The organism is Stenotrophomonas sp. TEPEL, assembly GCF_004348785.1.
Lineage (GTDB): Bacteria > Pseudomonadota > Gammaproteobacteria > Xanthomonadales > Xanthomonadaceae > Stenotrophomonas > Stenotrophomonas indicatrix.
The window spans coordinates 2,761,124-2,780,569 of sequence record NZ_QQXJ01000001.1 but is presented as its reverse complement, the minus strand read 5'-3'; the positions used below and the strand labels follow the sequence as shown (position 1 = coordinate 2,780,569).

At 66.3% G+C, this 19,446-nt stretch carries 16 protein-coding genes; 9 read left to right on the top strand and 7 right to left on the bottom strand.

The genetic code is table 11. The features are described 5' to 3' along the window. Positions 1–41 precede the first annotated feature (41 nt). Together TEP_RS12645 and TEP_RS12640 are read right to left on the bottom strand one after the other, a co-directional pair. Positions 42–926: a plasmid replication/partition related protein gene (locus TEP_RS12645; protein WP_132825497.1), complete on the bottom strand. Its 885-nt coding sequence runs from the start codon at positions 924–926 to the stop codon at positions 42–44. A gap of 63 nt (positions 927–989) precedes the next feature. Continuing rightward, positions 990–2,342: an aspartate aminotransferase family protein gene (locus TEP_RS12640; protein ID WP_132825496.1), complete on the bottom strand. Its 1,353-nt coding sequence runs from the start codon at positions 2,340–2,342 to the stop codon at positions 990–992. Positions 2,343–2,544: 202 nt separating this feature from the next. On the opposite strand from TEP_RS12640, the gene TEP_RS12635 reads away from it, so the two are divergent. Both TEP_RS12635 and TEP_RS12630 read left to right on the top strand, forming a co-directional pair. Next, positions 2,545–4,041: an aldehyde dehydrogenase gene (locus TEP_RS12635; protein ID WP_132825495.1), complete on the top strand. Its 1,497-nt coding sequence runs from the start codon at positions 2,545–2,547 to the stop codon at positions 4,039–4,041. Positions 4,042–4,338: 297 nt separating this feature from the next. Then, positions 4,339–5,619, top strand: a complete 1,281-nt coding sequence (locus TEP_RS12630; protein ID WP_132826532.1) for an MFS transporter — start codon at positions 4,339–4,341, stop codon at positions 5,617–5,619. On the opposite strand, the gene TEP_RS12625 is transcribed toward TEP_RS12630, so the two are convergent. Both TEP_RS12625 and TEP_RS12620 read right to left on the bottom strand, forming a co-directional pair. Next, positions 5,620–6,081, bottom strand: coding sequence for a bacteriohemerythrin (locus TEP_RS12625; protein ID WP_132825494.1), 462 nt, complete (start codon positions 6,079–6,081; stop codon positions 5,620–5,622). A gap of 85 nt (positions 6,082–6,166) precedes the next feature. Then, on the bottom strand, positions 6,167–7,510 hold the full coding sequence (locus TEP_RS12620; protein WP_132826531.1) for a diguanylate cyclase: 1,344 nt from the start codon (positions 7,508–7,510) through the stop codon (positions 6,167–6,169). A 258-nt stretch (positions 7,511–7,768) separates the two neighbouring features. Here TEP_RS12620 and TEP_RS12615 point away from each other — a divergent pair, with 258 nt between their 5' ends. Next, positions 7,769–8,098, top strand: a complete 330-nt coding sequence (locus TEP_RS12615) for a hypothetical protein (protein WP_240790701.1) — start codon at positions 7,769–7,771, stop codon at positions 8,096–8,098. 82 nt (positions 8,099–8,180) lie between these two features. Here the strand turns inward: TEP_RS12615 and TEP_RS12610 are convergent, their stop codons facing one another. Then, complete coding sequence (locus tag TEP_RS12610; RefSeq protein WP_240790700.1) at positions 8,181–9,791, bottom strand: MASE1 domain-containing protein; 1,611 nt, start codon at positions 9,789–9,791, stop codon at positions 8,181–8,183. A 198-nt stretch (positions 9,792–9,989) separates the two neighbouring features. Further along, positions 9,990–11,267, bottom strand: a complete 1,278-nt coding sequence (locus tag TEP_RS12605) for an FAD-binding oxidoreductase (protein WP_132825491.1) — start codon at positions 11,265–11,267, stop codon at positions 9,990–9,992. Positions 11,268–11,428: 161 nt separating this feature from the next. Between TEP_RS12605 and TEP_RS12600 the strand changes: the two genes are divergently transcribed. From TEP_RS12600 to TEP_RS12590, 3 genes are all read left to right on the top strand, one after another. Continuing rightward, complete coding sequence (locus tag TEP_RS12600; protein WP_132825490.1) at positions 11,429–12,190, top strand: gamma-glutamyl-gamma-aminobutyrate hydrolase family protein; 762 nt, start codon at positions 11,429–11,431, stop codon at positions 12,188–12,190. Then, a complete protein-coding gene (locus TEP_RS12595) occupies positions 12,187–13,581 on the top strand; it encodes a glutamine synthetase family protein (RefSeq protein WP_025875326.1) in 1,395 nt (464 codons plus the stop codon). Before TEP_RS12600 ends, TEP_RS12595 begins: the two co-directional genes overlap by 4 nt. A 91-nt stretch (positions 13,582–13,672) precedes the next feature. Next, positions 13,673–14,782, top strand: a complete 1,110-nt coding sequence (locus TEP_RS12590; protein WP_132825489.1) for a polyamine ABC transporter substrate-binding protein — start codon at positions 13,673–13,675, stop codon at positions 14,780–14,782. A 56-nt stretch (positions 14,783–14,838) separates the two neighbouring features. Here TEP_RS12590 and TEP_RS12585 read toward each other — a convergent pair whose 3' ends face one another. Continuing rightward, entirely contained in the window at positions 14,839–16,239 is a 1,401-nt protein-coding gene (locus tag TEP_RS12585; protein ID WP_132826530.1) for an NAD(P)-binding domain-containing protein, read from the bottom strand. Between the two features lie 275 nt (positions 16,240–16,514). On the opposite strand from TEP_RS12585, the gene potA reads away from it, so the two are divergent. The 3 genes from potA to TEP_RS12570 are packed head-to-tail and all read left to right on the top strand — an operon-like array spanning position 16,515 to position 19,419. After that, the gene (gene potA / locus TEP_RS12580) at positions 16,515–17,651 is read left to right on the top strand and encodes a polyamine ABC transporter ATP-binding protein (protein ID WP_132825488.1); all 1,137 of its coding nucleotides are present in this window, start codon (positions 16,515–16,517) and stop codon (positions 17,649–17,651) included. Further along, positions 17,648–18,580 (top strand): ABC transporter permease subunit, encoded by a 933-nt coding sequence (locus tag TEP_RS12575; RefSeq protein ID WP_032975682.1) that lies wholly within the window; start codon positions 17,648–17,650, stop codon positions 18,578–18,580. Before potA ends, TEP_RS12575 begins: the two co-directional genes overlap by 4 nt. Beyond that, positions 18,577–19,419, top strand: a complete 843-nt coding sequence (locus TEP_RS12570; RefSeq protein ID WP_093817808.1) for an ABC transporter permease subunit — start codon at positions 18,577–18,579, stop codon at positions 19,417–19,419. Before TEP_RS12575 ends, TEP_RS12570 begins: the two co-directional genes overlap by 4 nt. Positions 19,420–19,446: the final 27 nt, after the last annotated feature.

The window sequence follows — 19,446 nt, the reverse complement described above, 5'->3', positions numbered from 1 at the left end:
GCCGCCGCGCTCGCCGGGCATGGCCCGGCGCTACCCACCCGTTACAGTGCTTCCAGCTGCCTGCGCAGGTGGGCCAGCTGTGCGCGCAGGGTGTCGTTCTCGCGGGTCAGGGCAACCACGCGGCGGCGCAGCGCCGGGGCATCCTCGCCAAGCTGCTCCAGCGCGGCCAGTACCTCGGCATCGCGGCTGGCGATCTCATCCTCGTTGGCCTCTTCGAAGTCCATCTCCGCCGACTCCGGTTCAGGCTTCGGCGCACGCGGCTTGCGCTTGGACTCACGCACGCGCTTTGCAGCCTGCTTCAGTTCATCCTTGCCACCGGCAGCCGCCGCGCGCTGCTCTTCTTCCGGCAGGTCGGCCACGGCGGCGGCGGCGCTGATCGAGATCACGCCGGCCTTCACCGCTTCCACCACCTCGGCCGCGGCCTGGGCGTGGATGCGCTCGATCATGCTCACCTGGCTGGTGCTCAGCTTGGCTTCGCGGGCCAGTTCGGCGCGGCTGATCTTCGGCGCCGGCTCCCACGGCGGGCTGTCTTCGCCGGCCTCGTCGGCCGGCTCGGCGGTGCCGTCACTTTCGCGCTGCAGCTGCGCCTGTTCGACCTGCTTGCGCGCGGACAGGATGTCGCGCTTGCGCAGGGCCAGCACGCCGCGCTGGAAATCGGAAACGCTGCGCCGGCCCAGGTGCTGCTCGATCATCCACAGGTGCACGTCTTCCATGCTCTGGAAGCGGGTGTTCTGCACGGTGTTGAACGGCAGGCCATGCTTCTGGCAGATGCCGAAGCGGTTGTGTCCATCCACCAGTACGTCGCCCCACAGTACCAGCGCATCGCGGCAGCCTTCGGCGAGGATGCTGCGCTCCAGCGCCTCGTGTTCGTCGGCGGTGAGCGGGTCGATGTAGGCCTTGAGTTCTTCTTTGACGACGATGTTCATGGGCACGGCAACAGGCAGGAGCGGAACCGCCCATTGTACCTGCTCGCCAGCACCGCCCTGGCCTCAGGCGGTGGCCCGGATCATCTCGCCCAGGGTGCCGGTGATCTGGTCGATCTGTGCCTTGTCCACGATCAGCGGCGGTGACAACGCGATGATGTCGCCGGTGCAGCGGACCAGCAGGCGCCCGTCGTGGAAGCAGCGGCGGAACACCTCGTAGCCACGGCTGCCGGGGGCATCCTTGCGCGGTGCCAGCTCCACCGCACCGACCAGGCCGAAGTTGCGGATGTCGATCACGTTCGGCAACCCCTGCAGGGCGTGCAGGCGCTCCTGCCAGTATTCGCCCAGCTCGATCGCGCGCTCGAACAACCGTTCCTCGGCGTAGATGTCCAGCGTGGCCAACGCCGCCGCGCAGGCCAAGGGGTGGCCCGAATAGGTATAGCCATGGAACAGCTCGATGGCCTGTGGCGGACCCTGCATGAAGCTGGCATGCACGCTGTCGCCGACCAGCACGCCTCCCAGCGGCACCGCGCCGTTGCTGGCGCCCTTGGCGAAGGTCAACAGATCCGGGGTGACCCCGAAACGCTGCGCGGCGAACGCCATGCCCACCCGGCCGAAGCCGGTGATGACCTCATCGAACACCAGCAGGATGCCGTGCTGGTCGCAGATCTCGCGCAGTCGTTGCAGATAGCCCGGCGCCGGCAGGATCACCCCGGCAGAACCGGCGATGGGTTCAACGAACACCGCGGCAATGGTGGACGGATCGTGCAGGGCGATCAGCCGTTCCAGATCGTCGGCCAGCTCTGCGCCTTGGCGTGGCAGGCCCTTGCTGAACGCATTGCGTGACAGGTCCAGGGTATGCCGCAGGTAGTCCACGCCGCCGAGCTGCAGGCCGAACTGGCGACGGTTGTTGGGCAGCCCGCCCAGTGCCATGCCGCCGAAGCCGACCCCGTGGTAGGCCTTCTCGCGGCTGATGAAGCGCGCGCGCTGTCCTTCGCCGCGCAGGCGGTGGTGGGCCAGCACGATCTTCATCGCTGAATCCACCGCCTCCGAACCCGAGCTGGTGAAGAACACGTGGTTCAACCCGGCCGGGGCCAGTGCCGCCAGCCGCTGCGCCAGAGCGAAGGCCGGCGGCGAACCCATCTGGAAGGCCGGCGAGTAATCGAGGGTGGCGGCCTGCTCGGCGATCGCGTCGACGATGCGTCGGCGCGCATGCCCTGCATTGCAGCACCACAGGCCAGCGGTGCCATCGAGGATGGCGCGCCCCTCCACGTCCTCGTAGTGCATGCCCTCGGCACGTACCAGCATGCGCGGCGCGCCCTTGTACTGGCGGTTGGCAGTGAACGGCATCCAGTACGCGTCCAGTGAATCGGGGCGCTGGGTGGCCAGGTCGTGCAGGTCGCTTGCAGGGGTTTTCATGCCGGCTCCGTCGGGTCCGATGGTTGCGACTCTAGCGCAGCCGCGTCACGGTTCTGTCGGCAGGCATCGACCGGCGCTACGGTTCGGGCCTCGACCTTGTGATAGCGCCGGGCCATGCCCGGCGAGCGCGCAGCGCGGTCGATCACGGTGGGGTCGCGGCCGCGCCGGTATAAACAAGGAACGTTGATTGCTGGAGCGACCCATGGCCGACTTCCCCGACCGCAGCCACTGGCAGGCCCTCCGCAGCCGCGTGGCGATTCCTGCGCAAGCGTTCATCGATGGCCGCTACGTGGATGCCGCCAGCGGCGCGCGCTTTGATTGCATCAGCCCGATCGACGGGCGTGTACTGGGTGCGGTGGCCGACTGTGATGCACAGGACGTCGAGCGTGCGGTGGCCTCGGCGCGCTGCGCGTTCGAGGCAGGCCACTGGTCGCAGGCCAGCCCCGCCCATCGCAAGCGCGTGCTGCTGGCGCTGGCCGCGCTGGTGGAGACGCACGCCGATGAGCTGGCCCTGCTGGAAACGCTGGACATGGGCAAGCCGATCCGCGATGCGCGTCGCATCGATCTTCCCGGCGTGGTGCGCTGCCTGACCTGGACCGCTGAAGCGGTGGACAAGCTGTACGGTGAAATCGCCCCCACCGGCCCGCACGAGCTGGGCCTGGTCACGCGCGAGGCCGCAGGCGTGGTGGCGGCCATCGTGCCGTGGAATTTTCCGCTGCTGATGGCGTGCTGGAAGATCGCGCCGGCATTGGCGATGGGAAATTCAGTAGTGCTGAAACCCTCCGAGCGCTCGCCACTGAGTGCGTTGCGGCTGGCCGCACTGGCGGCCGAAGCGGGGTTGCCGGACGGCGTGCTCAACGTGCTGCCCGGTCACGGCTCACGCGTGGGCGAGCCGCTGGCCCTGCACATGGACGTGGACGTGCTGGCCTTCACCGGCTCCACCGCTACCGGCGCCAGGCTGCTGGAATACGCGGGGCGTTCCAACCTCAAGCGGGTCTGGCTGGAATGCGGTGGCAAGAGCCCGCACGTGGTGTTCGCCGACGCGCCGGACCTGGATGCGGCTGCCAAAGGCGTGGCGCAGGGCATCTTCTTCAACCAGGGCGAAGTCTGCACCGCCGGTTCGCGGTTGCTGGTGCAGCGTTCGATCCGCGATGACTTCGTGCACCAGGTGATCGCCTACGGCCAACGCATGCAGCCCCGCCATCCGCTGGAGGCCGATTCACCGATGGGCGCGCTGGTCGATGCCGCGCACGTGGACAAGGTACTGGCCGACATCGCCCGGGCACAAGCCGATGGCGCGCGCCTGCTGCTGGGCGGCCAGAGGGCCGAAGTGGAGACGGGCGGTTGCTATGTGCAGCCGACGGTGTTCGACCAGGTACGCCCGGAACAGGCATTGGCCCGCGAGGAAGTGTTCGGCCCGGTGCTGGCGGTGCTCGGCTTCGACGACGAAGCCGAGGCCGTGCGCTTGGCCAACGACAGTCGCTATGGACTGGCCGCGGGGCTGTGGACGCGGGATCTTGGACGCGCCCATCGCGTAGCCCGCCAACTGCGCGCGGGCAGCGTGTGGGTGAACGGCTGGGACGGCGGTGACATGACGGCACCGTTCGGTGGCTACAAGCAGTCCGGCAACGGCCGCGACAAGTCGCTGCACGCCTTCGACAAGTACAGCGAGATCAAGGCCACCTGGATCCAGCTGTAGCGCCAAGGCATGCATGGCTGTCTTTGGTAGACGCCAACCTTGGTGGTGCCGGGCAGGCAGATTCATCCACGCATGGCGTGGATCTACTGTAGAGGCGGTACCGGACGGATTCCTCCACGCATCGCGTGGATCTACCGGAAAAGCAGAGCCAAATCATGCCTGGCTGCCTTGGCCGGTGGTGCAGCGTAGCGGCCCCCCGGAAATAATTCGTTGGCGTCGGTGTCGCCTGAAACCATTGCCCCGGCGAGGCGGCCAAGCGTGGCAGAATCGGTCGATCCGCCGTTACCCGCCTTGCCGATGTCGACGATCACCGCTGCCGCGCCACCCGAGAATTCTCCCCGCCGTGTCCTGCTGGCCAGCCTGATCGGCACCACCATCGAGTTCTTCGACTTCTACATCTACGCCACCGCCGCGGTGCTGGTGTTCCCGCACCTGTTCTTCCCGGAAAGCAGCGACCAGGCCGCCTTGCTGCAGTCCCTGGCCACCTTCGCGGTGGCGTTCATCGCACGCCCGGTGGGCTCGGCGGTGTTTGGTCACTTCGGGGACCGTATCGGCCGCAAGGCCACCTTGGTGGCCGCGCTGCTGACCATGGGCCTGTCCACGGTCGCCATCGGCCTGCTGCCCACCCATGCGCAGATCGGCCTGTGGGCGCCGGCACTGCTGGCGCTGTGCCGCTTCGGCCAAGGCCTGGGGCTGGGCGGCGAATGGGGTGGGGCGGTGCTGCTGGCCACCGAGAACGCGCCGCCGGGCAAGCGCGCCTGGTACGGCATGTTCCCGCAGCTGGGTGCACCGATCGGCTTCCTGCTGTCAGCCGGCATCTTTCTGCTGCTCGGTCGCTTTCTGGGCCAGGACGATTTCCTGCAATGGGGCTGGCGCATTCCGTTCGTTGCCAGCGCGCTGCTGGTCGGCCTTGGCCTGTGGGTGCGGCTGAACATCCACGAGACACCGGATTTCAAGCGCGCGCTGGAGCGCAAGGCGCCGGTGCGCCTGCCGATGTGGACGGTGCTGCGCGACCATCCGCTGCCGATGCTGCTGGGCACGCTGGGTGCGTTCGCCACCTTCGTGCTGTTCTACCTGATGACGGTGTTCTGCCTCGGCCATGGCACCGCCGTGCTCGGCTACAGCCGCGAGCAGTTCCTGCTGATGCAGATGGTGGCGATGCTGTTCTTCGCCGCCGGCATCCCGCTGTCGGCGCGCTACGGTGATCGCTGGGGAACGCGCCGCACGATGGCCATCGCCAGCCTGCTGATCATCGGCTTCGGTGTGCTGTTCGCGCCGTTGTTCCAGGCCGGCAGCCCGTGGCTGGTACTGACGTTCCTGTGCCTGGGCCTGTTCCTGATGGGGCTGACCTACGGCCCGTGCGGCACGTTCCTGGCCGAAATCTATCCGGTGGAAGTGCGCTACACCGGTGCCTCGCTGTCGTTCAACCTGGCCGGCATTCTGGGCGCAGCCCCGGCGCCGTACCTGGCGACCTGGCTGGCCGAGCGTTATGGGCTGGTCGCGGTCGGCTACTACCTGTGCCTGACCGCAGTGATCACCCTGTGCGCGCTGCTCGCCCTGCAGCGCCGCCAGCGCTGATCAGCCGAAGAAGCGCTTGAGCGTGCGGCCCAGCCAGCCGCCGCTCTGGTGCTCGCGGGCAAACTGGTTCAGGTGCTGCTTGACCTGTTCGGCATAGGCCTGGTCGTCGCCGCGGATGTGGTTGAACAGCCAGCGCGAGAGCATGGTGCGCAACTCGTCACTGATGTCCTCACCGGCCTGGAAGCGCATGCGGTATTCCGATACCCGCTTGATGAAGACCTCATGCACGCGCTTGTGCGCGGCACAGAATGGATAGCCCGCTTCTTCCATCAGCTCTTCTTCGAATGCGAAGTGCGACATGGTGTAGTCCATCACCTCGTCGATCACTTCGCCCACCGCTGCCCGCTGCAGGCTGGTCTGCGCCACGTGCAGGTGGTTGAGCATCTCGATGATGCGGCGGTGTTGCTGATCGATCACATCGATGCCGATGTTCAGATCGTCCTGCCAGACCAGTAGTGCCATCCCCGGCTCCCCTTCATGCTGATGTCGGGGCCGACTGTAGAGGCGCCGCCCACGGGCGGCGTTGATCTCGATCAAGGCATGCCTGTCAGGACAGCGCAGCCTCGCGCAGGCGCAGCGGGCTGGCCACCGTGGTGCAGCTGACCCGGTTGCGGCCTCCGGCCTTGGCCAGGTACAGCTGGCGATCGGCCTCGGAAATCAGCCGGTGCAGCGCATCACGCTGCGGACGCAGGCAGCACAGGCCGATGCTCACCGTCATGCGCAGCGTGGCACTGCCGATGTCCACTTCCAGCGCGGCGATGCGCTGGCGCAGCTCCTCGAAATAGAGCAGGGCTTCGTCCTGTTCCATGTCCGGCACCAGCAGGCAGAACTCCTCGCCGCCGAAGCGCGCGATCAGGTCCTGGCTTCGCGCGTGGTCGCCGACAGCACGGGCTACCGCGCGCAGTGCATCGTCACCGGCCTCATGGCCGTGGGTGTCGTTGATGTGCTTGAAATGGTCGATGTCGATCATCGCCACCGCCACGCACTGGCCATGCAGCTGCAGTTGCGGCAGCTGGCGCTGGCTCTGTTCCAGGAAGCAACGGCGGTTGGGCAGGCCGGTGAGGAAATCGCGGGTGGCCAAGTCCTGCAGCGTGCCGATCAGTTCCAGCTGGTCCACATTCTGCGAGACACGGCAGAAAAACTCTTCGCGCGAGAAGGGTTTGCGCAGGAAGTCATTGGCGCCGTTCTTCAGGAAGCGCGGAATCAGCGACGCATCGGTATTGCCGGAAATGCCGATCACCGCCACCTTGTCGCGCGAGCGCAGGGTGCGCAGGCGTCGGGTGAACTCCACGCCCTGCATGCCCGGCATCTCCTGATCGACCACGGCCAGGCGGATCGCCGGGTGCGCCTCGATCGCCGCCAGGCCTTCGCTGCCATCGGCCGCCTCGTACACCTCATGACCGTACATGCGCAGCAGGGCGGCGGCATAGCCGCGTGCGGACGGCGAGTCGTCCACCACCAGCGCGGCGATGCGCCGGTTGCGTTCCAGGCGCTGCACCAGCCAGACCAGATAGTCGATGCTGCCCGGAGTGTTCTTCAGCACGTAATCGATGATCTGCTGCTGCAGCACGCGCTTGCGCAGGTCCTCGTCGTACACGCCGCTGACCACCACGGTCGGCAGGTTGCGCTTGAGGAAGAACTCGACCACCGCGTCGCGGTCGCCATCGGCCAGCACCAGCCCGGTCAGCACCAGGAACCAGCCGCCTTCTTCACTGAGCAGGCGATCAGCTTCGGCCAGCGAGCTGGCCACCACCACCGGCAGCTCCAGGCGCTGTTCGATGGCTTCGCGCAGCATGCCGGTGAAGGCACGGGAATTTTCCACCAGCAGGATGCGCTGCGGCAGCGGATCGGCCAGGTCGCCATCGACAGCGGCCTGCGGCAGGACGGGCATGATGCGGTGGCTCACGTGGGAGGGCTCGGCACCGATAGCGGCGGTTTCAGGTGCAACTTTAGGACGAAAACGTCCGTACCCGCCGCCTGGCACATTGATTGGATGGGAAGCGGTTAGTATCTGCTGGAGGTTCCTGACGTTAACTTCGACCTGGAGGTCACTGTGCGATTTTCATGTTTTGGTGCGACCACTGCATTTCTGATTCTCGCTGCTGCCCCGGCATTCGCGGGCGGTCCGTCGGACTTCCATGGAAAGCCGTTGGCAACTGCTGGACTGGGTCAGGCAAATCCTGCCGCGATCAATCTCAGTCAAGACCCCAGCTGGCAGCTGTTTGGATTCCAGCGCGATGGGATCACCTATCTGCAGGTGAACGACCTGCTCGGAAACGTGCAGTTGATCATCGGCAATGCTGGAGGCACATACTGGGTGCTGCCGGCAGGCAACAACGCGGCCCGGGTTTCGCTGCCCCAACAGCAGATCCAGATACCGGCAGGTGCCACCCGCTCGCAGATCTACAGCGCCAGTGATTTCTCGATGGTGCGTTACCGCAGCGGCAGCGACGTTATCTGGTCGGTCGAAACACCTTAAAGACAGTGAGGAGCGCAGCGGCGTCGGGGTCTCCGCGCCGCTGCGATTGCCACGATGGACGCGGCCGAGCAGACCCCGGGCGTCAGGTCTGGGTCTGCGAGTTTCCCTGCCCGAAGGCCGTTACGTGATCCATCGCGTTGAACGATGCCATGCCGAGGGTGGCGGAATCATCCGTTTCCACCATCGCCATCCGTATCCGGTTCCGATGGCACTGCACTGTCCCGCCATACGCAATCGTCCGGCCAGCCAAGCGCTCGACCGTGGCGGTAACGGTGGACGGTGACAGGTTGCGGTATGAATCCAGTAGTGCGACCGTCATCAGGATGCCGCGGCGTCCGCCTGTCTGGCCGCAACGTACGCGGATGCGGATCTGGCCTGATTCACTGTTGATCAACAGCGAAACAGCATCGGTGAGTGCGCGATAGGCGGCTAGCTGCAGGCCGACGCTGAGCTGGCAGGGATCGCCGAGCAGGCGAGGGCGCATCACCCGATGGCTCAGGTCCCAGCTTTCACGTACGCCGCCGGCCTGGAGGGCGACATAGAGCCCGAGATGTTCCAACGCGGCCGGATAGACCATGCTGGTCTGTTCCCTGAACTGTCGCGAATGGACCGAAGCCATGTGCAGAAGGCTGTTCGCTATGGTGGGATGGCCCTGAGCATTGAGCCAGTTCACCACCTCGCTGAGCGAGGTGTCGATACCGTCCCCCAGTTTCCTCAGGTGCCGCGCGCGCTCGCGGAGATCTAGTTCGCTTGCCACCAGTGAATTTCGCGCATGCTTGAGCGCATCCCTTTCACCCACTTCGCCCAATCGCGAACGGTGGTAGTAGTGGGTAATGCGCGACCCCAGCACCAACAGTGCAGCGCCGGTGACCGCCATTATCTGCTGGGTCGCGAAGGCGGCTGGATCGAATGCTCCCGTGTAGGGACTGGGCGTGGTGAGGCCGATGATCAGGTTGAGCGAGGGCACTCCGATCGCCGCACCTCGCCAGCCGTACAGGCAGGTAAGCACGACGACCGGCAGCGCCATCAGCAGCTGCATCGACGTCTTGGCATTGACTTCGTCCAAGGGCAGCTGTGCGGCATACAGACCAATCATCGCCATCATCGTCAGGGCGGCGAGTGCAGGCGGGGCAAAGCCTGACGTCCACCGGGCGTTGCTGGTCCGTCGTGTCCACAGCAATGCGAGCGGCGCAAGGGTCAGAATGCCGATGAAGTCGCCAACCACCAAGCGTGCGATGCTGGCAATCACCGGCATATCGGGTGGTGTCGGCCAGAGAAGGTGTGCCAGCATCAGATTGAGCGCGGTGACCACCAGCGCCGAAGCCACCGCGACTGAAATCAGCCACGCATTCTTCGTGGTCACCATCATCTTCCGGTGGAGATGCACGATCAGCATCACGGCAGGCATCAGCAGTGCCGAACCAAGTACGATCCAGGCCAGCCCATACTTCTCGATCATTGGCACGCGCATCTGCGCAAAGTAGGCGTATTCGCCCAGCAGCAGGTATGGCCACCAACGCGGGGGGAACAACAGCACTGCAGCGACGCGGACGCCGGCCGGCAGATAGAACTGGTCGAGCGACAACTGGCGCGACGCCCAGCATGCAACGGCGTACAGCAGCGCAAGGACCAGCCCCGCCGGGCGGATACGCAACTTCAGCTGCAGGCCTTCATTCCACCAGTTCAATCGCACTACCCCTTCACAGTACGTTCCCTGTCAGCATCCATTCGCCGCGGGACCCGGTTCTTAGCGACGGTATCGACACGCGTTCGATTATGCAATCGCCTCAGCGCTCGGCCCGGCAAGTGAGAAAGTCATCACAGGAATACCGGCGGCGACGAGTTTCACAGTTTTCGGCGGGCGGTAGATTCAGCTCGCTTCCTGATCAGCTCACCACAACGCATCCCGCAGCTTGTACCAGGACATGGCCGCCACCAGCAGCGGCATGCGCAGCAGGCGTCCGCCGGGGAAGGGGCTATGGCGCAGGCGCTGGAACACGTCCAGCCGCTCGCTCTGGCCAACGATGGCTTCGGCGATCACTTCACCGGCCAGCCCGGCCGCTGCCACGCCGTGGCCGGAGAAGCCCTGCGCGAAGTACACATTCCCATCCAGCCGGCCCCAGTGCGGGGCACGGTTGCGGGTGATGTCCACATAACCGCCCCAGACCTGCTGCAGTGGGATATCGGCCAGCTGCGGGAACACCTCGTGCATGCGCCGCTGCATCACCCGGTGCAGGCCCGGCGGCGGCAGCGCGGAATAGCTGGCGCGGCCACCGAACAGCAGGCGGTGGTCATGGCTGAGCCGGAAATAGTCCAGCGCCCAGGCCGTATCGGAGACCGCCATGTTGTTGCCGATCAGGGCACGGGCGCGCTCGGCCCCCAGCGGTGCACTGGCGCCGATATACGTGCCGACCGGCATGATGCGCCGCTCGAGCTCAGGCAGCAGCCCCTGCAGCAGGGCGTTGCCGGCCACCACCAGCTGCGGCGCGCGCACGCTGCCGTGGTCGGTACGCAGCACCGCAAGTACGCCGCGTTGAATGCGCGTCACCGGCGACTGCTCGTGGATGACCACCCCGGCTGCGCGCGCCGCATCGGCCAGCCCGCGGGCGTAGGCCAGCGGATGCAGGTGGGCGCTGAGCGGGTCGAACATCGCCGCGCGGTAGCGCGGGCTGTCCAGTTGCCCACGCAGGGTATCGCGCTCCCACCACTGCATCGGGTAATCGTAATGTCGCTGCAGGTGTTCGCAGTTGGCGCGCAGGTCGCGCTCGTGGCGTGCGCGGATGGCAACGCTGGCGTGGCCCTCCACCCAATGGCACTCGATGCCATGCCGGTCGATGCGCGCACGCATCGCCTGTACCGCTTCGCGCGACCAGTCGAACAGGCGGCGCGCATCCTCGCGGCCGAGCTGGCGTTCCAGCTCGTGCACTTCGCAGCCGTAGCCGACCAGCGCCTGGCCACCATTCCGGCCCGAGGCTCCCCAGCCGATCCGCTGCGCTTCCAGCACCACCACCCGCTGGCCGCGCAGGGCCAGTTCCAGTGCGGCGGTGAGGCCGGTATAGCCGGCGCCCAGTATCGCCACATCGGCACGCAGTTCACCGCGCAACGGCGGCAATGCGGGCGGTTCGGGCAGGCTGCTGGCGTACCAGCTGGGCGGGAAGGCGGCGCTCACCGGCGGCCTCGCAGAAGCGGGAAAGGGCGTCGGAGCGGGGGAGGACGGTCGGGCTTCACGCCGATAGTTTGGCCCAAGCCGGGCGCCCGTGGTGTGAGGGCAGCGGCTTGCCGATGCCGATGCCGGGCGCATACCTTGATGCCACGCCAAGGAGTTTCCCCATGCGCCGCCTGCCCTGGGTGGGCCTGCCCACCGACAGCACCGTGCTCGGCCATCATCGTTTCGCGGTGGCCGGGGAAAAATATGTGCGTGCGTTGGTTGACGCTGCGCAGGCAACACCGCTGGTGCTGCCGAGTCTGCAGCCACCGCTGCCGGCGCGCGATTGGCTGCAGGGCCTGGATGGCCTGCTGCTGACCGGCGCGGTCAGCAACATCGAGCCGCAGCATTACGAAGGGGGTCGTACCTGGAACGGCAACCGGCATGACCCGGCGCGCGACGCCACTGCGTTCGCGCTGCTGCGCGAGGCGCTGGCGATGGATCTACCCGTGCTGGCGATCTGCCGCGGATTCCAGGAATTGAATGTGGCGCTCGGTGGCACGCTGCATCCGCAGGTACATGCAGTGCCTGGCCTGGCCGACCATCGCGAAGATCCACAGGCGCCGGTGGAGGTGCAGTATGGGCCGGCCCACGCGATCACCCTGGCCGATGGGGGGTGGCTGGCGCAGTGGAGTGCCGCCGATCGGGTGCAGGTCAATTCAGTGCACGGGCAGGGCATCGCACAGGTTGCCGAAGGCCTGCAGATCGAGGCCTGGGCCGATGATGGCCTGGTCGAAGCAGCACGCAGCCCGCGCCATCGATTCGTGCTCGGCGTACAGTGGCACCCGGAGTGGCGTGTCATGCAGACGCCGTTCTATCACGCTATTTTCCGTGCGTTCGGCCAAGCTTGCCGGCAGCACCAACAGAATCGACTGGAATCCCCATGAGTTCCCGAACGCGCCCGCGCAAGACGGCCACGCCCCCGCCCCCGCAGGAAAGCAGCCTGCTGCGCTGGCTGAAGGAGCGGCGCATCACCGAGGTCGAATGCCTGGTTCCGGACATCACCGGCAATGCGCGCGGCAAGATCATCCCGGCCGACAAGTTTTCGCACGATTACGGCACGCGCCTGCCCGAAGGCATCTTCGCGACCACCGTCACCGGCGAATTTCCGGACGATTACTACGACCTGACCTCGCCGTCGGACTCGGACATGATCCTGCGCCCCGACCCGGACACCGTGCGCATGGTGCCGTGGGCGACCGACCCGACCGCGCAGGTCATCCATGACTGCTACACCAAGAACGGCGAGCCACACGAACTGGCCCCGCGCAACGTGCTGCGCCGGGTGCTGGATGCCTATACCGAGCTCGGCCTGCGGCCGGTGGTCGCGCCCGAGCTGGAATTCTTCCTGGTGCAGAAGAACACCGATCCGGATTTTCCGCTGCTGCCACCGGCGGGCCGCTCCGGCCGCCCGGAAACGGCAAGGCAGTCGTACTCGATCGACGCGGTCAACGAGTTCGATCCGATCCTCGACCTGATGTACGACTACTGCGACGCGATGAAGCTGGACGTGGATACGCTGATCCACGAATCCGGCGCGGCGCAGCTGGAGGTCAACTTCACCCACGCCAATGCGATGGATCTGGCCGACCAGGTGTTCCTGTTCAAGCGCACCATGCGCGAATCGGCGATGCGCCATGGGGTGTACGCGACCTTCCTGGCCAAGCCGATGGAGAACGAGCCGGGCAGTGCGATGCACATCCACCAGAGCCTGCTGCGCATCAGCGATGGCCAGAACGTGTTCACCGGCGAGCACGGTGGTGAGGATTTCAGTCCGCTGTTCGCCCATTACCTGGCCGGCCTGCAGAAATATGTGCCGATGGCCATGGCGTTCTTCGCGCCGAACGTGAATTCCTACCGGCGCCTGGTGTTCGGTGAGGTCTCGCCGAGCAACGTGCACTGGGGCTTCGACAACCGCACCTGCGGCCTGCGGGTGCCGCTGGATACGCCGGAGAACATGCGGGTGGAAAGCCGCTTTGCCGGCTCCGATGCCAACCCTTACCTGGCGATGGCCGCGACCCTGGCCTGCGGGCTGCTCGGCATCCGTGAGCGCCTGGCGCCGGATGCGCCGGTGACCGGCAGCGCCAAGGAACTGGGCTACGACCTGCCGCGTTCGCTGGGTGAAGCGCTGGACGGGCTGGAGCAGTGCAGCGAGCTGCAGGCGCTGCTCGGCGAGCGCTTCTGCCGCGCCTACACCTCGGTCAAGCGCAAGGAATACGAGACCTTCTTCCGCGTGATCAGTTCGTGGGAGCGCGAGTTCCTGCTGCTGAACGTGTGAAGGCCGCGAATAGAAAAATCCGTCGCCGGGGGGTAGGCTGGCACCCGTCGCCGGCCCGGCCGGCCCCCCTTTCCGCATTCTGGAGCACCCGATGAAGCTGCGTATCCTCACGCTCGGCCTGGCCTCCGCCATGCTTTCCGCCTGTGGCGGCGGCAACGGCGGCGGACAGGACAGCCAGGTCCTGAACGTCTACAACTACAGCGACTACATCGCCGAAGACACCATCCCCAACTTCGAGAAGCAGAGCGGGATCAAGGTCACCTACGATGTGTTCGACAGTGACGAGATGGTCGAGACCAAGCTGCTGGCCGGCAACAGCGGCTACGACGTGGTGGTGCCGACGCTGAACTTCTTCGGCCGGCAGATCCAGGCCGGCGTGTTCCTGCCGCTGGACAAGTCGAAGATCCCGAACCTGGCCAATCTCGACCCGGCGGTGATGAAGCGCATCGCCACCCAGGATCCGGGCAACCAGTACGGTGTGCCGTACATGATCGGCACCACCGGCATCGGCTACAACGTGGACATGCTGAAGCAGCGTTTCGGTGGCAGCGCTGACATCGCCAACAGCTGGGACCTGGTGTTCAAGCCGGAGAACATCAGCAAGATGAAGGACTGCGGCGTGACCATCCTGGACACGCCGGCGGACATGATTCCGATCGCGCTGCATTACCTGGGCCTGGACCCGCACAGCGGCGATCCGGCCGACCTGCAGAAGGCGGCGGACCTGCTGAAGTCGATCCGCCCGTACGTGCAGAACTTCCACTCCTCGCAGTACGTGGGCTCGCTGGCCAACGGCGGCACCTGCCTGGTGGTGGGCTGGTCGGGTGACATCATCCAGGCCCGCGACCGCGCCGAGGAAGCCAGCAACGGCGTGCACGTGGCCTACTCGATACCGAAGGAAGGCGCGCCGCAGTGGTTCGACATGCTGGCCATCCCGAAGGATGCCAAGCACCCGGAAGCGGCCTATGCGTTCATCAACTACCTGCTGGAACCGAAAGTCGCCGCGGCCAACACCAACTTCATCCACTACGGCAACCCGGTACCGACCGCGACGCCGCTGGTGGACGAGGCGATCCGCACCGACCCGACCATCTACCCGCCGGCCGACGTGGCGGCGAAGATGTTCACCTATTCGATCAACACGCCGGAGACCGACAAGCTCTACACGCGGCTGTGGACCGAGGTGAAGACCGGCAGGTAAGCGGTCCTGCCCGCTGGAAGAAGGTGGTGGCGCCGGGCCATGCCCGGCGGATGGCCTCAGCCCTTCCCGGAAGCGGCACCACCGGCCCGGCCAAGGTGCCGCAGGATGGCGGGCAGCAGGTCGCGGGCATCGCGACCGCCGTTGCACAGGAATGATGAGCTCATCCGCTGCAGGTTGTGCATGCCGATGAAGAACAGCCCGGGCTGCGGGGAGACACCGAACTCGCCGAGCGGATAACCGTGTTCGTCCAGCACGGCGTCCACATCCAGCCACGGCCATTCGGCGACGAAGCCCGTGGCGAGGACGACCGAGCGGATGCCGGCAGCGTTCAGATCCAGTTCGCGCGGCGAGGCGTCCGGCTCCCAGTGCAGGTACACCTCTTCGGGAATGTAGCGGGCATCATCGGTGCGCGGTTCGGGCCGCGTGGCGTAGTACTCGCTTGCCAGTGAATCGAGATAGGCGTACTCGGCCCGCGTCGCCTCGACCGCCGTGCGCAGCTGTGGGCGGACATCGGCGAAGCGGGCGATGTCCGCGTCCAAGCCCTGCAGGCGGCCCAGCAGCGTGATGCCCTCGCGGTGCATCGACAGCAGGCTGATCGAGCTGCCCAGGCCTGCGCGTCCCTTGCCGGAAATCAGCGGGAACTCTGCAGTGCGGGCCTTGCGCAGCGCGTCCGGCTCCCCGGCGAGCACCCCGGCCGATTCACTCACATGCTGGTGGATGCGTCCGGCCATGTCCCACCAGGTCATCGAGTCCTTGCCGCGCAGCCGTCGCGTATGCGAATGGCGCTCGGCCAGCGACCAATACACGTTGCGGCCGCTGGCGCGGAGATCCTGGGCGATCTGCGCGCCGGACTGGCCGCCGCCGATGACCAGCACCGCGCCGTCGGGAAGTTGCCCGGCATTGCGGTAGTTGCTGGAGTGCAGTACCGCCAGCGCCGGCCCGGGCGCAAAGGGAACGCGGGGCATCCGGGGACGGCCGTATTCGCCGGTGGCCACCACCACCGCAGCGGCCTGGATCGGCCCGCGGCTGGATTCGATGGTGTAGCCACCCGCCTTGGGCGTGACACGCAGGACCGCGCAGCCTTCGTGGATCGGCAGCGACCTTTCGCTGGCGTAGTCGCGGAGCCGCTGGATCACTTCCGGTGCAGCCATGAAGCCCTGCGGGTCGTCGCCGGCATAGGCGTGGCCATGCAGGGCCATCGTCGCGTTGGCGGTGTTGGTCTGGAACGAATCCCAGCGCCGCTTCCAGCTGGCGCCCACGGTTTCCGCCTCCAGTACGCGATGCTTGATGGCGGCCTCCTGCAGGACCGCGCTGAGTGACAGCCCGGCCTGGCCGGCGCCGATGATGGCTACCTCCAGCCGATCAGCTGACGAGGGCTGGGGGGTGGGTGGGGCGAAGACAGAAGTGTCTGCGGATGTCACGCGTGTTCGTCCATGGTCGGCCTCGATCCTGGGGATTGCGACGGGGTAGTGGCGGGCGATCAAGGCTCCCGGTTCTGAAAAGCGTTGCAGATTCGGCGCGGCACCCGCAGGCCAAGGCGGAAACACCAGGCAACGGCCACGCAGGGGGGCGCGTGTTGCGCCTGGAGTGCGCCATTTGCGGGCCAAACCCGACACCGGTCCGGTACTCCAGGACGGCCAGCGGCGCCTTCCCGCCCGCCGTCGTCATATCCCCATCGGCCCCCGGCCGGTAGAATGGCGGCCGCTGTCCACCGCCCGCTCCCGGAGCCCCCATGCCCGTTGAAGCCCAGCCGGTAGCCACCGTCGTCGACACGACCGGTGTGCCCGGCTATCTCTCCATTCGTGATCTGCGCAAGGAATTCGACGGTTTTGTCGCCATCGACGACGTCAATCTCGACGTCCGCAAGGGCGAGATATTCGCCCTGCTGGGCGGCTCGGGCAGCGGCAAATCGACCCTGCTGCGCTGCCTCGGTGGCTTCGAGACACCCACCAAGGGCAGCATCACCGTCGATGGCCAGCGGATGGACGCGCTGCCGCCGTACCAGCGGCCGGTCAACATGATGTTCCAGTCCTATGCGCTGTTCCCGCACATGACCGTGGAGCAGAACATCGCCTTCGGCCTGAAGCAGGACGGACTCGGCCGCGAGGCCATCGCCAAGCGCGTGGGCGAGATGCTCGACCTGGTGCAGATGGGTCATCTTGGCAAGCGCAAGCCGCATCAGCTGTCCGGCGGCCAGCAGCAGCGCGTGGCGCTGGCGCGGTCGCTGGCCAAGGGGCCCAAGCTGCTGCTGCTGGATGAACCGATGGGCGCGCTGGACAAGAAGCTGCGCTCGCAGATGCAGCTGGAGCTGGTCAGCATCATCGAGTCGTCGGGCGTGACCTGCGTGATGGTCACCCACGACCAGGAAGAGGCGATGACCATGGCCACCCGCATCGCGGTGATGGACGCCGGCTGGATCCAGCAGGTCGGCAAGCCCGATGAGGTCTACGAGCAGCCGGCCAACCGCTTCGTCGCCGAGTTCATCGGTTCGGTGAACCTGTTTGACGGGGTGATCGACGAGGACCTGCCCGAATACGTGACCGTGCGTTCGCCGCTGTTCCCGGCGCCGGTCTACATCGCCCACGGCATCACCTGCTACGAAGGGCAGCCGGTCGCGTTCGCGCTGCGCCCGGAGAAGGTGATGATCGGCAAGGACGAGCCGGAAGGGCACACCAACAAGGCGCAGGGCGTGATCGAGGACATTGCCTACTTCGGCAGCCATTCGGTCTACCACGTGCGCCTGCCCAGCGGCGCCAAGGTGCTGGCCAACTTCGCCAACTCGCAGCGCTGGGCCAGCGATGGCCTGACCTGGGGCGATCAGGTGTGGGTGCACTGGCGCGACAACGACGGCGTGGTGCTGACCTCATGAGCGCCGCCGGCCTGAAGCGCTGGCTGCCGGGGCTGCGTGCCACGGTGATCGGCATTCCGTACCTGTGGCTGCTGCTGTTCTTCGCCGTGCCGTTCCTGATCGTGCTGATGATCAGTTTCTCGCACAGCCGGGTCGGCTCGCCGCCGTACACGTGGCTGCTGCAGTACGTCGATGGCGGGCTCTCGCTCAAGCTCAACCTCGAGAACTACCTGGCGCTGTTCCGTGATTCGATCTATGCGCAGGCGTTCCTGAGCTCGATCAAGATCGCCGCGATCTCGACCTTCCTCACCCTGCTGATCGGCTATCCGATGGCCTATGCCATCGCCCGCCTGTCGCCGGCCGCGCGCAACGTGGCGATGATGCTGGTGGTGCTGCCGTCCTGGACCTCGTTCCTGATCCGCGTCTATGCATGGAAAGCGATCCTGGACCGCAACGGCCTGCTCGACCAGTTCCTGCAGTACACCGGCCTGCAGTCGCTGATGACCTCGATGGGCCTGCCGAAACTGCAGCTGATCGACACCCCGACCGCGGCCTACATCGGCATCGTGTACTGCTATCTGCCGTTCATGGTGCTGCCGCTGTACGCCAACCTGGTCAAGCATGACCACCGTCTGCTGGAAGCAGCCTACGACCTCGGCGCCAAGCCGTGGCAGGCGTTCCTGCGCATCACCCTGCCGCTGTCGAAGGCGGGCATCATCGCCGGCTGCATGCTGGTGATGATCCCGGCGATCGGCGAATTCGTGATCCCGGAAATGCTGGGTGGCTCGGAAACCCTGATGGTCGGTCGCCAGCTGTGGAACGAGTTCTTCAACAACCGCAACTGGCCCGGTGCCTCGGCAATGGCGGCGGCGATGATCCTGTTGCTGCTGGTGCCGATCCTGCTGTTCAATCGATCCCAGCAGCGGTTGCTGGAAGGGAAGCAGGCATGAGCCCGCGTTCTGCCAAGGGCCTGGGCCTGGGCGTGCTGCTGCTCGGCTTCGCTTTCCTGTACCTGCCGATCCTGCTGTTGATGTTCTATTCGTTCAACAGCTCACGGTTGGCCATGGTCTGGGCCGGGTTCTCCACCCGTGCCTACAGCGACCTGTTTGCCGACCGCGCGCTGATGGAGGCGATGTGGACCAGCTTGGTGGTCGCGTTCTGGACCGCCTGTACCGCCACCGTGCTCGGCACGCTGGCGGCAATGGTGATGACCCGCTTCAAGCGTTTCCGCGGCAAGCCGTTCTTCGGTGCGCTGGTGACCGCGCCGCTGGTGATGCCGGACGTGATCCTTGGCTTCTCACTGATGGCGCTGCTGGCCTCGATGGGCGCGATACCGGGCTTCCCGGCGCGCGGCCTGGCCACCATCTGGATCGCCCACGTCACCTTCACCCTGTGCTTCGTCACCGTGGTGGTGTCCTCGCGCCTGCAGGAGATGGACCTGTCGCTGGAAGAAGCGGCGATGGATCTCGGCGCGAGCCGGCTGACCGTGTTCACCCGCATCACCCTGCCGATCATCGCCCCGGCGCTGGTGGCCGGTTGGCTGCTGGCGTTCACCCTGTCGCTGGATGACGTGGTGGTGGCCAGCTTCGTTGCCACGCCGGGCTCGACCACGCTGCCGATGAAGGTGTTCGCTTCGGTACGCATGGGCATCAGCCCGAAGATCAATGCGCTCGCCACGCTGCTGGTGTCTGCAGTGTCCATTGCTGCGGTGATCGGCTGGTACATCAATGCGCGTGCGGAGAAGCGACGCCAGCGCGACCTGCAGCTGGCCCGCCAGGACAACGGCTGAGCCGGCAACATCCGGCTCACGGCGGCC